This is a genomic window from Desulfuromonas soudanensis, assembly GCF_001278055.1.
In the GTDB taxonomy this organism is placed as follows: Bacteria; Desulfobacterota; Desulfuromonadia; order Desulfuromonadales; family WTL; genus Deferrimonas; species Deferrimonas soudanensis.
In genome coordinates this window covers 456,807-470,785 of the sequence record NZ_CP010802.1, presented here as the reverse complement: position 1 = coordinate 470,785, position 13,979 = coordinate 456,807, and the positions used below count along the sequence as shown (strand labels likewise).

Sequence of the window (13,979 nt, the reverse complement as noted above, 5' to 3'; positions counted from 1 at the left end):
ACCGAAGATGAGGGCTCCTTGAGATTGTGCCGTCAAGATGCGTCCTCATCTCTTCGGCAGCTCGGCTGTCCATTGATCCGGACCCGTGGCTTTGCGTCCCCGAATTTCTTCGGGTTTGCCTTTATCGGAGACTAGCTTTATTCATTTATGGAAAAGGGTCTTTCTGTCCGGCCTGAATTGCCGGGGCCGACCCTGAAGAGTCACTAGCAGGACCCATGCCAGAGAGGATGTCGGCGGCCCGTCAAAGTCGTGGCGCACCCGGCGTCTTCGGAAATTATCCAGTGAGTCCCGGGATTTCATCTCCTTTTATCCGACGGTCAAGGATTAAAATTTAATCGGGGCGGCGGTGGGGGAGGAGAAGGGAAGAGTTCCTCTCAGGCTTTTGACAGGGGAGGGACGACAATTTGTGCGACCGCAGGGGGGCCGGGCGCTCCTGCCGTTGCCCGACCCGGGCGAAAGGGGAAGACGGAGGCGGAAACCCGTCCGGTAGGTGACATCCAGGCAGCTCGGCTTCGGCCGAGGAGAAAAAACCCTCGGGACGTTTCCTCCACAAAGGTTAAGGTCCCTCTTTGACGGGAATTGCTCCTTGGTAGTACAATGTAATCGAAGAGGTGGAAACATCTCTTCCCTTGGCCCTGGGGATGTTCCCTCCTGATCTCCAGGGCATTTTTTGTCCTCAAGAATCGATTCGCGGCAGAAGGCGCTATCGGCCGGAAAACGCCGGCACCGCGGGGTCATGAACGGGATCCGGCGGCTGAATCCCCTTGCGTTCCAGGGGGAGTCCGTGTTAATCCTACCCGCCGCACAGGGACTGATTGTCTGCCTTCTACCGAGGATTTATGGTCACCTTTATTGCCGTTCTTCTCGGCGCCTACCTCATCGGCGCCATCCCCACAGGAGTTCTGCTGGCCCGCTTCGCCGGCCTCGGCGACATTCGCCAGTCGGGGAGCGGCAACATCGGCGCCACCAACGTTTACCGGGTCGGCGGGCGCCGCCTCGGCATCCTCACCCTCCTCGGCGACGCCCTCAAGGGATTCCTGCCGATGCTGGCCGGGACGACCCTCCTCCACTACTCCGACCCGCAGCTGGGTTTTTTGGCCCTGGCGCTCTTTCTCGGCCACTGTTTCCCTATCTATCTCGGCTTCAAGGGGGGTAAGGGGGTCGCCACCGCCCTCGGCATCTACCTGGTTCTCGCTCCGCTTGCGGTCCTGTTGGCCCTGGCGCTCTTTGCCGCCCTCCTGTGGAAATGGCACTACGTCTCTCTCGGGTCGGTGAGCGCCGCCGGCGTCATACCCTTTCTCGTCCTGATCCTCTCCCGCTCCCTCCCCCTCTTTCTCGCCACCCTGGCGATCAGCGCCCTGGTGATCCTGCGCCACGGCAGCAACATCAAACGACTCCTTGACGGCACCGAGAGCAGGTTCAAGGCCTGAGCGCCCCTCCGTCCTTGACAGATTCGCGCCATCTCCTCTAAAATGACGAATCTTTTAATTTTTCGTCCATTTGGACAACCGCCCATGACCCTGCGCAAAACCTTCCACCTCGCCTTCTGGGGATCGCTGCTAGCCTTCGCCCTTTACCTGGGGATCGGCTTCGGCACCTTTTTGCTTCACGGCGTCGCCCCGTCCCAACCTCAGACCCTGACCATCCCCCCCGGGACCCCTTTTTCCGCCGTCGCCCGTCAGCTGGAGTCGCGGGGGATCGTCGAGAGCGGCACCAAGCTCAAGCTCCTGGCCCGCATCCGCGGCAACGGCGGCCGGGTCCAGGCCGGCGAGTACCTCTTTGTCGACAAAGCCAGCCCCGACCAGATCCTGGCCCGGCTGGTCGCCGGCGATGTGGTCCGCAGACGCTTCACCATCCCCGAAGGGCTGACGATCAAAGAGATCGCCGCCCGCCTCGAGGCCGAAGGGGTCACCGCCGCCCCCCCCTTCATCGCCCTCGCCACCGACCCGGCCCTGGCCGGGAGTCTGGGGATCGACGGGGAGAGCCTCGAAGGCTATCTCTTCCCTGAAACCTACACCTTTTCCGCCGGCGTCTCCCCCCGGGACCTCCTCGGCGCCATGGTCGAGCAGTTCCGTGCCCGCCAGACCCCCGAGCTGCTCGCCGCTGCCCAAGAGAGGGGGCTGACCCTCCATCAGCTGGTGACCCTGGCCTCGATCATCCAGAAAGAGGCCGGCAACAACGAAGAAATGCCCCTGATCTCGGCAGTCTTTCACAATCGCCTGAAGAGAGGGATCCCTCTGCAGGCCGACCCGACGGTGATCTACGGCATCGAGAACTTCGACGGCAACCTGACCCGGCTCCACCTCACTACGCCGAGCGCCTACAACACCTACCGCATGGCCGGCCTCCCCCGGGGTCCCATCGCCAACCCCGGCGAAGAGGCCCTGCAGGCCGCGGCCTTTCCGGCATCCGTGACCTACCTGTATTTCGTCTCCCGGGGGGACGGAACGCATAAATTTTCCGACACGCTTAAGGAACACAATCAGGCGGTACGACGCTTCCAGCTGCACCGCTGACCGTGCACCAACCCCGACCCGGTGATGCCATGCCCCCGAAAATTCTCATCGCAGAGGACAACGACACCATCGCCGGCGCCCTGGAGGGGCTGCTGCAGCGCAAGGGGATGACCACCGAGCGGGCCGCCGACGGCGTCCTGGCCCTGAGCCGCATCATCGCCGCTCCGCCGGACGCCCTGATCCTCGACCTTCAACTGCCGCGCCTCCACGGCATCGAACTCCTCAAGAAGCTCCGTCAGAGCCCGCGCACCCGGAATCTGCCGGTGGTCATCGTCACCGGCGTCTACAAGGGCGAACAATACATCCAGGCCGCCCGGGCTCTCGGCGTCAGCAGCTACTTGGAAAAACCGTTCCGCGCCGCCGATCTTCTGGCGGCCCTCCACCAGGCCCTCGGGACGACGGCACCCCCAGCCCCCGCCCCCTCGACGTCCCGGGAGGCGACCATGGACCGTCACCTGCTGCGCGCCTTCACCAGCCGTTTCACCGGCACCTACCTCCTCAAATGCGCCGACGGCGAGCGAAATCTGGTCTTCCTCCATGGCCTCCCGGTTTCCCTCCGCCCCGGGTTCAGCAGCAAAAGCTTCGGCGACTATCTCCATCGCCGCGGGCTCCTGTCGGCGGAGGAGTACGGCTACTACATCAGTCCCGGCGACCACAACCACGAAGTGCTGGTGTCCATGGGGTGCCTTGAGTACCCCGACCTCCTGCAGGAAAAATTCGCCTACCTCAGCAGCGAACTGGTGGACGCCTTCGCCGCTCCGCCGATGACGGTCGAAGAGATGCCGGCAAAGGCGGCCGCCGGCCATCAGGCGCTCACCGTCAACGTCCCCAACATCTTCTACCAGGGATTCCGCCGCCATCTCCCGCCGGCGCGGCAGCAGGCGCTCGGCGAAAGGCTCTCCGGCCGCTATCTTGCCCCGGCCAAAAATTATTTCCGCTACATCAACTTCCTGACGCTCAGCGATGAGGAAAAGAGGCTCCTTTTCTCCCTCGACGGCTCGCGCACCCTCGGCCAGTGCCTCGGGGAAGAGACGCTTCTCCCCCCCCTGATCGTCACCCTCGCCACCCTGGAAATGGTCGCCTGGAGCGAGCACCCCCTCTCCCCTGCCCTCCCCGACTTTCCCCTGCGCACCCTCTTCAACGCCTGCCAGGAGGACGTCGAGGTCGAACTCTCTTTCGAGCAGCCCCTCGAGAGCTTTTCCGACCTCGTGGACAAGAACGAGGAGCCGGCCCCGGTCATCACCCGGCGGCCGATCCCCCCGCCTCCGGCGGCGGCCGGAGGGGACAATCCGGCGGGCAAGGTTCGGGAGACCCTCGCCCGCCTCCGGGGAAAGGATTATTACGAAACCTTCGGCATGACCCAGGGAAGATTCTCCTTCGATCTCCTCAAGACCCGCTACTTTGCCCTGACCCGGGAATTCGGCCCCGAGACGCTGATGCAGCTCTCCGGCGAGGACGCCGCCCTCGTCGAGGAGATCCTCTCCAGCGTCACCACCGCCTACAACACCCTCTCCGACGTCGTTAAAAAGGAGCGCTACGACGAACTTCTCGGCTCCGAGAAGGTCGGTCTCGGCCAGGCGGGGGACGACCTCTTTCAGGCCCAGATCCAGGCCCAGTCGGGGAAGGTTTTTCTCGAGATGGAGGAGTGGGACAACGCCGAAAAATCCCTCCAGGACGCCTGCAACATCGACCCGAAAAACGGCGACTATCTCGCCCACCTCGCCTGGTCCATCTACCGCAACCCCAAAAACCTCAGCAGCCGCGCCATGCAGGACAAGGTTCGCCAGATGCTCAACCGCGCCCTCACCCTCGACCGGGGAGCCAATGCCTACGCCTTCAAGGGGTACATGCTCTTCGAAGCGGGGCAGGATTCCCTGGCGGAGGCCGAATTCACCAAGGCCCTCAAGCTCGACGCCCGGCAGGCGATGGCCCGCAAGGGGCTGCGCGAACTCCAGGAAAAACGCGAGCAGGAGAAAAAGGGGATGTTCCGCCGCATGTTCCGCTGACCGACAATTTCTGTTATCCTTGAGCACAGAGCGGCAGGCGCTCTGACGGAGGGAACATGGGACGGTATCGGGCGGCAATAGCGGGGTTTATTCTGGCACTGGCCACGGTGGTCGCCACGGCGACGGCCTCCGACCGCTCCATGAATGCAGCCCTCGGCCTCGCCCTTCAGGAACGTTTCCCCCTCCCCTTTACCGTCGCCGCCAACCCGTCCCTCCCCGATGCCGCACTGCAACAGTTCTACTTCGACAGGGACGACGACCCGGCGTGGTTCACCCCCGCGGGGCTCGTCCCCGAGGCCGCCATCCTCACGGAGCGACTCTCCGCCGCCGCCGAAGAGGGTCTCTGCCCCGACGCCTATTTCCTCGCCGAAATCGAAGAACTGCGGGAGTACGCCGCCGAAACCCAAAGCCACCGGCTGATCGAGGACCAAAGACGCCTTGCCCGACTCGATCTTCGGCTGAGCGAGGCCTTTTTAACCTACGCCGCCCATCTGATCCACGGCCGCGTCGACCCGGCGACGGTTCACAGGGACTGGCACGCCAATCTGCGCCAGGTCGACCTTGCCGGGCTTCTCGAATTCGCCCTGGCCGAGGGGAGGATGAAAACCATCCTCGACGACCTCGTCCCTCCCCACCCCGGCTATCGCGACCTGCGGCGCGCCCTCGCCGACTATCGGCGCATTTCGGCTCTCGGCGGCTGGGAGACCCTCCCCGGCAGCGTCACCCTCCGCCCGGGGGATTTCGATCCCCGGGTGCCGGCACTGCGGCGGCGCCTGGCCCACAGCGGCGATCTGGGGGAGGGAGCCGGAGCTGAGACTCTTTACGATGCGGAGACGGCGGCCAATCTGCGGAATTTTCAACGACGGCACGGGCTGTCGGCCGACGGGGTTCTCGGCCCGTCGACCCTCGAAGAGCTCAACCGACCGGTCGAAGAGCGGATCCGCCAGCTCGAAGTCAACCTCGAACGCTGGCGCTGGCTCCCCAAGACCCTCGGCGAGCGCTACATTCAGGTCAACATCGCCGATCTGGCCCTGAGTGCCGTGGACAAGGGTCAAACGGTCCTCACCCTGCCGGTGGTCGTCGGCAACGCCTATCGCAAGACCCCGGTCTTCTCCGCCAGCCTGCAATATCTGGTCTTCGCCCCCTACTGGTTCGTTCCGCCGACCATTTTCAAGGTCGACAAACTCCCCCGCCTGCGCGCCGACCCCGACTATCTGGAAAAACACCATTTCGAAGTCGTTGCCGCCGACCGCAGGCAGGCGCTCCTCCCTCTCGAAGGGATCAACTGGAAAGAGGTCCGCGCCGAATCGTTCCCGGGATTACTGCGCCAGTCCCCGGGTCCCTGGAACCCCCTGGGACGGGTCAAGTTCATTTTTCCCAATCCCTTTGCCATCTATCTCCACGACACTCCGGACCGCCACCTCTTTGCCTCCGAAAGGCGCGCCTTCAGCTCGGGATGCATCCGCGTCGAGCGTCCTCTCGAACTCGCCCGGCTCCTGCTGCAGGATCAGCGGCAGGGGGACCCTCGCCGCCTCCTCGCCGCCATGGAGGCCGAGGAGCCGCAAAGGATCGACCTTCTCCGCCCCTGGCCGATCCACATCCTCTACTTCACCGCCTGGTCTGACGAAGAAGGAGAGGTCAATTTTCGCCGCGACCTCTACTGGCGGGACCTGGCCCTCGAAGAGGCCTTGACAACAGCGACCGCCCCCCGGATGGCGCCGGCGCCCCCCCTGGCCGGTCTCCCGGAAAGCCCCCCCCAACCGCCGACCTTTTTTCAGGTCGAACACTGAAGGTTCCCCTTGAAGAAAAGGATGAACCGGAAGTCCGTACCCGGAAGGAGAGATTAACCGGATGTTTTTCCGCCAGAGCGAAAACTGCTGGCAGGTCGCTGAAGCCGACCGGATCTCTTTCCTCGTCGACGGCGACGCCTATTACGGCGCCCTGGCCGATGTCTGCGAGGCGGCCCGGCAGACGATTTATATCGTTGGCTGGGACATCGACAGCCGCATCTGCCTGCGCCGCGGACCGAAGGCCAAGAAGGAGAATCTCGGTCGTTTCCTCGACCGGCTGGCCCGGGAAAAACCGGGGCTGCAGATCTACATCCTCGAATGGGACTTCGCCATGCTCTATGCCCTGGAGCGCGAGTTATGGCCCCTGTTGAACCTCGGATGGCAGCACCACGAACAGGTTCACTTCGAACTCGATGACCGGCATCCGGTCGGCGCCTCCCATCATCAGAAGATTGTCGTCGTGGACGACCGTGTGGCCTTCGTCGGCGGCCTCGATCTGGCGAGCCGCCGCTGGGACACCTCCGAGCATCGCCCCGATCTCCCCGAACGGAACGATGCCGGCGACACCTACAGGCCCTTTCACGATATTCAGATGATGGTGGACGGTGCGGTCGCCACAAAACTTGGCGAACTCGTCCGCCGTCGTTGGGACCTGGCCACGGGCGACCTCCTGCCGGCGCCATCGCCGGAGGGGACGGATCCCTGGCCGGCAGGCATCCGACCCGACCTGGAAAAGACCGCCGTGGCGATCCTCCGAACCGAGCCCGGATACGACGGCGAACCGGTCGTCCGGGAGATCGAAAGATTCTATACCGACGCGATCGCCCGCGCCGAAACGTTTATCTACATCGAAAACCAGTATCTGACCTCCCACCTCATCGGCGAAGCCCTGGAGGAGAGCCTGAAGAAGGAGGACGGCCCCGAGGTCCTCATCGTCCTCCCGAGAAACTGTTCCGGCTGGCTGGAGGAGAACACCATGGGATCCCTTCGGCAGCGCCTTCTGAACCGTCTCCGTCAGGCCGATCGTCATGGCCGGCTCAAGGTCTGTTTCCCTCACCGTGCCGACCTTTCCCCGGAGTTCATCAACGTCCACAGCAAGACCCTTGTGGTCGATGAGGCCCTGCTGACCATCGGCTCCGCCAATCTCAGCAACCGGTCCCTGGGTTTTGATACGGAGTGCAATCTGGCCCTCTTTTCCTCCGACCGGGGCCCTGTCTCGAAGGGGATCGCCCAATTTCGCAACCGACTCCTCGCCGAACATCTCGGCACGGACCCCGAACGCGTCGCGGAAACCCTTTCCCGAACCGGGTCCCTTCTGGCCACCCTCGAGGCGCTAAACAAGGGCGATCATTTTTTGCAGGAGCTGCCGGAAGCTGAACCTCCCGCGGATCTTACGGCCAGCGAGATTGCCGATCCCGAGCGCCCCGTCGGGCTGGATCGCCTCATCGAACACCTGGGGATCGCCACCGACCCGGGGGAGGGGGAAAAGGACCTCCGCAGCAAAGCCTGGCGTTTTGCCGCCGTTGTCGCCCTGGCGATGCTGCTGGCCGTCCTCTGGCGCTGGTCGCCGCTCAAGGAATGGCTGACCCTTGAGGCCCTGCTCGATCTCGCCGGCCGGATTCGCCGGAGTCCCCTCTCCGTCCCGATTCTCCTGGCCGTCTATGTCCTCGGTAGCTGTCTGATGGTTCCCGTAACCCTGATGATCCTGGCGACGGCCCTCACCTTCGGCCCCTTCCAGGGCTTTACCCTGGCCTTGGCAGGGAGCCTCCTCGGCGGCCTGGCCAGTTATCTCCTCGGCCGCCTCCTCGGTCGGGATGTTGTGCGCAAGCTGGCGGGGAAGAAGTTGAACCGTTTGAGCCGCAAGCTCGCCCGACGGGGGTGGCTGGCCGTCGCCCTGGTCCGGGTCGTACCGATTGCCCCCTTTACCGTCGTCAACATGATCGCCGGCTCGACCCATATTTCCGCCCGCTCCTTCCTCCTCGGCACGGCGATCGGCATGGGGCCAGGCATCCTGGCGATCATCCTCTTCGGAAAAGGGCTGGAGCAGGCCCTCCGGGATCCCGACTGGGAGACCCTGACCCTGGCGGCCATCGCCCTCGTCGCCGCCCTGCTCATTCTGTTTTTCGCCAAACTCTTCCTGGTGCGCAAGGATGAGAGTCGCGATGAATAGACCGGAATTGAAACTGGCAACATGGAACATCCACCGGGCCGTCGGACGGGACGGCCGGCGGGACCTGGCTCGAACGGCGCAGGTCATCGGCGAGTTGGCGGCGGACATCGTCGGCCTGCAAGAAGTGGACAATCGGATCCACAGCCGCGGAAGCGACCTCGAGGCCCTGCAGGAGCTGACCGGCATGGCGATCGTCGCCGGACCGACCCTGCAGCGGCCGGAGGGGGATTACGGCAACGCCCTGCTGACCCGTCTGCCGGTCCTGGAGATAAATCGCCACGATATCAGCGTCCGGAAGCGGGAGCCGCGCGGCCTCCTCATCGTCGACCTGAACTGGCAGGGGGAACGAATTCGCGTCGCGGTCACCCATCTCGGCCTCGGCCTCCGGGAACGCCGGGTTCAGATTCGCCGCCTGATCGACTGCCTGTCGCAAGGGGACAAACAGGCGCTGATCCTCATGGGGGATTTCAACGAATGGCTCTTCCTGGGCAGCCCGATGCGTTGGCTCCACGGCCGCTTCGGCTCTTCCGTTTCACCGGCGACCTTCCCCTCCCGCTTCCCCTTTCTGCGCCTCGACCACATCCTTTCCGACCCCCCCGAACGCCTGACCGCAAAAAAATCCCACAATTTCCCGCTGGCCGTGACCGCCTCCGACCATCTCCCCCTGACTGCATGCTACCGAAGGTCCTGATCGAGGGCCGCACCGACGCATCCCGACACCCGGGAGGTGCCAAATGGCCGGATCCGGTCAGGCTGCCCGGGTGAAAAAAAAGAAGCCTCCGAATCGTCGAGATCCGGAGGCTTCAGAGATTGGGGAGGGGATTTATTCAGCGGCGGGACGGCCGGCGGCTACCAGACACGGACCCGGCCGGTGTCAACGTGAACGAAGCCGGAGTCGGGATAATAGCCGACACCGCCGCGCCCCAGGGAGACGGCGGTACGCCGCAGCTGGGCCAGGTCGCACCCGGGGAGACGGATATCGATGGCCTTCCCCTCCATGTGCAGGCTGTGGCGGGCGACGCCGTCACTTCGCCGGGCCAGTTCGGCATTGGTGGCCGGAGAACGATACCCGGAAATCACCTGAATGGCCCCTTCGCCGGATTCCTTGCGGCATATGACGTTGAGGATATCGAGTAGCCCGGGATCGATGGGGAGGACCTCGTCGGTACGGTAATCGCGCAGCAGGTGATCGATCTCCCGCAATGCGTCGTCGAGATAGCGCCCGTTTTCCCAAAAAACGGCGTTGTTGAGCCGTTCACCGGTGTGGACGTTGAACAGGGAGATGACGCGGGGAGCCGCGGTTTTCCCGCCGGGGAGAGCGAAGGCCGGCACGGGGAGGGCCAGGGCGGCGCCGGCGAAGAGGCCGGCCTTGAGAAAAGAGCGGCGGCTGACAGAATTCCGCTCAGAAAAAAGATGATGCATGAACAAACCTCCGGGCGTTGAGAGTGTCAAAAAAGTCAACGTCCGCTATTCTTTGCAAAAAAAATACCAACGGCGCACCACAATATGGCAGAAACTGTCGTTTCAGACCACCCGGACCGGGGCGAAGCCCCCCCCGGCGGTGCGCAGGTTGGTGACCTGCCCCTGGTAAAGGCGCGCCGCCACCCCGAGCACCCGGCGACGGTAGACGTAGAGCCTGAAGTCGGTTTTCATCGCCTCCCCGCCGTCCGAGGCCGGCGTCATGGAGGGGGGGACCAGGCGCTGCACCAGGGTCTCCCGGGGATCGAGCTGGTCGAAACGGTTGCGGGAAACCTTGCGGCCGAGAAGCACGCCGCGGCTGCCGAAGCGGGAGACCGGCTTGAAGACCCAGCCGTTGCGCTCGGCCCACACCCGCTGGGGATCGAGGTCGGCAAGGAGCCGGCTCTCGGGGACGGTGGCGGCAAGGAGGGCGCGCTCCCTCTCGTCGAGGCCGAGGTCCTCCATGAGGACCGGATCGGACCAAAGAGTCAGGCGGCGCTTGTCGGCCAGGAGGGCGTAGCTGTAGGGGTTGGGGGAGAGGCAGACGGTTCCCGCGCGGTAGGCGGCGGCCAGCCCGGCCATCTCCGGGCGCTCGAGATAAAAGTCGCAGTGGCGGTTGTAGACGAAATCGATCCTTTTGCCGCCGAGGGTGACGCCGCCGGCATCGGCCTGCAGCTCATGGGGATCGGCGATGCTTGAGGGGACACCCCACTCCTCGAAAAGGCGGGTGAAGGCAAGCATCTCCCCATAGAGATACTGGTCCTGAGGCTCCTCGTCGATAATGGCGATGTGTTCCGGCCGCTCCTTTGCCCCGCGACTGTAGCGCTGCATCTCCTCGGCAAAGGAGTCGAGAAATTGACGTCGCAGGCGGCCGACGAGGGGACCACGCGCCAGCTCCCCCTCCGGAAATTGGGCCAGATAGGCGAGAAGGGCGCCACCGGCGTTGGTGTTGACCTCGATCAGGTGCACCCCGTCCGGTCCGAGATGAAAATCATACCCCATCATCACCGAATCATGGCCGGGGCAAAAGCGGGCGATTTCCGGGACCAGGGGGAGGACGGCCTGACGGTAGGCCGTCATCTGGCTGAGACCAAAGAGGGTGCGCACCAGACGGATCATCTGCGCCAGGGCGGCTCGGGGGAGGGTGGCGGTGGAGGCACTGATCGCTTCGCGATAGATGGACAAGGAGACTCCTCGGAGGACGGTCCGGTATAAGGGATCATGCAATCCCCCTATGATGCCACATCCCCCGGGGGATGAAAACCTCGAAAGCGCCTAGCGGCGCTCGCCATCCTCCACCCGGACCAGCAGTCCCCCTTCGAAGGTCAGGAGTTTGAAAAACCTCCCCGGCCCGAGATCATAGGTCCACCGCTCCACCTTCTCCTCCCGGACCTTCGCACCGCCTGCGGACTCCTGGCGGGTGATGCCAACCAGGTCGCGGCGCAGGGGCTCGCCGTATTGCTGCAGAATCTCCGCCTGGGTGGCGCCGGGCTCCGGAAAGAAGGTCGGTGTCCGGAGAGCACCGGGACCCTCGATCCGATCCCCGTCCTCGATCCGCTCCAGGCGGTCGCCGCGAAAGAAAAGGGTCTTCAGCAGCGATCCCGATCCCTGACGATAGCTCCAGTGCTCGATCGTTTCGGTGATTTCCCCGACGACCCCCTCCCCGGCCGACCTTTCGGTCACGGCGGCAACGACCTCCGAGAAGGTCGGTTCCCCACACTTGGCGGCCACCTCCCCCTTGCTGTCGCCGATCGACACCACCTTGTTGCCGCAGCGCATGGCCAGGGCCAGGCTCCCCGTCCCCAACAGCAGGGCGGCGACCACCATCCCGCCAACGATCCGTTTTCCCTTCATGATCGCTCTCCTTGTCTCATCGGCCATCACCTGCAACCGACCAGGAAATAAGATATTAAAATTTTCACTGACATTATCCTATCATTCGCCCCCTGTCAGTCCTTTTTTGACGGGAAAACCCCTGTGCCGGACAAAAAAACTCCTGCCCTGGGGCAGGAGTTCAGTAGTCGTGCCGAGCGGGTCTTCCCCGGGCAGGGACGATTTCCTCTTCAGGACCTCCCGAATCAGTACGTCTCGAATTTCGAATCGAAGCGATCGTCGTTCCTGAATTCATCGGACTTTGGCTCGCCCCTATTGCCACCGGGGAGAAGAGCCCTCTTCTCTCGACCCTCCCCCGGCCTGGAACCCATTGTGACCGCCTTCGCCCCGAATTCCGCGCTCAACCCGTCATCGAGCTTGAAATCAGCCATCAGCTGCTGCAGCTGGTCCGCCTGCCCGGAGAGTTCCTCGGCGGTCGAGGCGATCTCTTCCGAGGCCGAGGCATTCTGCTGGATGATCTGGTCGAGGCGCTGGATCGCCTGACTGATCTGCGTGGCGCCGAGGTCCTGCTCTCGGCTGGCGGCGGAGATTTCCTGCACCAGTTCGGCCGTGCGCCGGATATCGGGGACGATCACCTGCAGCATAGAGCCGGCCTTCTCGGCGACGGCGACACTCGACGCTGACAATTTGCTGATTTCGGCGGCGGCGAGTTGGCTCCGTTCGGCGAGTTTGCGCACCTCGGAGGCGACAACGGCAAACCCTTTGCCGTGCTCTCCGGCCCGGGCCGCCTCGATGGCCGCATTGAGGGCCAGAAGGTTGGTCTGCCGGGCAATCTCCTCGATGATGCCGATCTTTTGGGCGATATCCTTCATGGCCAAAACCGTCCCCTGCACCGCCTCGCCACCGTCCTCGGCGTCGCGGGCAGCCTTGACGGCAATTTTTTCCGTCTCCAGGGCATTGTCGGCATTCTGGCGGATATTGGCCGCCATCTCCTCGATGGAGGAAGAGGCTTCCTCGGCCGCCGACGCCTGGTCCGCCGCCCCCATGGACATCTGCTGCGAACTGGCGCTGAGCGCCTGGCTGCCGACCATGACATTGTTGCCGGCCTGACGGATGCCGTCGATGAGGATCATCAGGTCCCCGCGAACCTTTTTCAGGGCTCCCCGTATGCCGTCCCTTTCGTCCCTGGGCTGAATGGCAAAGGTCAGGTCTCCGTCGGCAAGCCGCGTCAGGGCGGCGACGACCTCCCCCTGCAAATTGTCGGCAAACCGGTCCATCGCCCGTGACATCTGCCCGATTTCGTCTTTGCTCTTCATATTGAGCCGGTGGTCGAGATGTCCCAGCTCCAGTTCCCGGATCATGGTCACGGCCCGATTCATCGGCCGGTTGATCGACCTGTGGATAGCAAATCCCAGAACCAGGCAGACGGCCAAAAGGACGATCCCCAGAGCCACAACGATGCCGGTCGTCAGCTCGATCTGACCCCGCCTTCCGACCGTCTCGGCTTCTTCCCCGGCGGCAAACAGGGTGTCCTGGCTGTCGTTGATCAGGTCGATGACCAGGGAGCCGTTGGCCTCGTTGATATTGGTGAAAATGGCATCCACCCGGTTCAGAGCCTCCATTCCGGCCAGACTGACCTGCATCTCCAGTTTCAGATAGGCGAAATCGGAACGAAATTCCTTCATGTAATGTTTGCGATCCGCGCTCTCTGCAAATTCGCCGAAGGAAAAGATGTCCCCCTCGGCCGGATTCTCGCTGACGGTGTAACGCATCCAGGTCACGACCGGGTTTTCGGCCAGAACCTTCTCGATCGCCAGGGCCGGCGTATCAAAATCGAAACTTTCGATATTCGGCAGGATCTGATTGCCGATGGCCCGCAAAAGGGTATTGAACGACACATCATAGAGGTCGAGGATAATTTGCCGCGAAGCAAGGCTTGCGGTTTGCAGCTCCTCCTCGACATGGGCGAAGTTGCTGTTGAGCATCTCGATGGTAGAGAAATTGGCCTTCTCGAGAGAGCCGGTCACTCCGCTGACGATCCGGGTGTTGCTTTTCTCGATGCCGACCACCGAGTAGAGGGCAATGGCAACAAAGGCGACGAGGAGGGTCCCGGTAATCATCAACAACAGCTTTTTCAGTATTCCCATGGCGACCTCCTTATCGTTTTGCCCAGATTCGATGGAACAATTTCCCCCCTTCTCCCGGG

Annotated in this window: 10 protein-coding genes and 1 riboswitch; of the genes, 6 read left to right on the top strand and 4 right to left on the bottom strand. The window is 63.5% G+C overall.

Going from position 1 to position 13,979, the window contains the following annotated elements:
• Positions 1 to 52 precede the first annotated feature (52 nt).
• Positions 53 to 130: riboswitch (cyclic di-GMP riboswitch) on the bottom strand.
• A gap of 709 nt (positions 131 to 839) precedes the next feature.
• From plsY to DSOUD_RS02095, 6 genes are all read left to right on the top strand, one after another.
• A complete protein-coding gene (plsY, locus tag DSOUD_RS02120) occupies positions 840 to 1,430 on the top strand; it encodes a glycerol-3-phosphate 1-O-acyltransferase PlsY (RefSeq protein ID WP_053549448.1) in 591 nt (196 codons plus the stop codon).
• 84 nt (positions 1,431 to 1,514) lie between these two features.
• Positions 1,515 to 2,516, top strand: coding sequence for an endolytic transglycosylase MltG (mltG, locus tag DSOUD_RS02115; protein WP_053549447.1), 1,002 nt, complete (start codon positions 1,515 to 1,517; stop codon positions 2,514 to 2,516).
• Between the two features lie 29 nt (positions 2,517 to 2,545).
• Positions 2,546 to 4,522, top strand: a complete 1,977-nt coding sequence (locus DSOUD_RS02110; protein ID WP_053549446.1) for a response regulator — start codon at positions 2,546 to 2,548, stop codon at positions 4,520 to 4,522.
• A gap of 56 nt (positions 4,523 to 4,578) precedes the next feature.
• Positions 4,579 to 6,312 (top strand): L,D-transpeptidase family protein, encoded by a 1,734-nt coding sequence (locus DSOUD_RS02105; protein ID WP_053549445.1) that lies wholly within the window; start codon positions 4,579 to 4,581, stop codon positions 6,310 to 6,312.
• A 61-nt stretch (positions 6,313 to 6,373) separates the two neighbouring features.
• Complete coding sequence (locus DSOUD_RS02100; RefSeq protein WP_053549444.1) at positions 6,374 to 8,482, top strand: VTT domain-containing protein; 2,109 nt, start codon at positions 6,374 to 6,376, stop codon at positions 8,480 to 8,482.
• Positions 8,475 to 9,173: an endonuclease/exonuclease/phosphatase family protein gene (locus tag DSOUD_RS02095; RefSeq protein ID WP_157671698.1), complete on the top strand. Its 699-nt coding sequence runs from the start codon at positions 8,475 to 8,477 to the stop codon at positions 9,171 to 9,173. Before DSOUD_RS02100 ends, DSOUD_RS02095 begins: the two co-directional genes overlap by 8 nt.
• 158 nt (positions 9,174 to 9,331) lie before the next feature.
• Here DSOUD_RS02095 and mepK read toward each other — a convergent pair whose 3' ends face one another.
• From mepK to DSOUD_RS17665, 4 genes are all read right to left on the bottom strand, one after another.
• Positions 9,332 to 9,904, bottom strand: a complete 573-nt coding sequence (gene mepK / locus DSOUD_RS02090; protein ID WP_053549442.1) for a peptidoglycan L,D-endopeptidase MepK — start codon at positions 9,902 to 9,904, stop codon at positions 9,332 to 9,334.
• 102 nt (positions 9,905 to 10,006) lie between these two features.
• A complete protein-coding gene (locus tag DSOUD_RS02085) occupies positions 10,007 to 11,125 on the bottom strand; it encodes an ATP-grasp domain-containing protein (RefSeq protein ID WP_053549441.1) in 1,119 nt (372 codons plus the stop codon).
• A 90-nt stretch (positions 11,126 to 11,215) separates the two neighbouring features.
• Positions 11,216 to 11,794, bottom strand: coding sequence for a DUF2845 domain-containing protein (locus DSOUD_RS02080; RefSeq protein ID WP_053549440.1), 579 nt, complete (start codon positions 11,792 to 11,794; stop codon positions 11,216 to 11,218).
• 224 nt (positions 11,795 to 12,018) lie between these two features.
• The gene (locus DSOUD_RS17665; RefSeq protein ID WP_232426485.1) at positions 12,019 to 13,920 is read right to left on the bottom strand and encodes a methyl-accepting chemotaxis protein; all 1,902 of its coding nucleotides are present in this window, start codon (positions 13,918 to 13,920) and stop codon (positions 12,019 to 12,021) included.
• Positions 13,921 to 13,979: the final 59 nt, after the last annotated feature.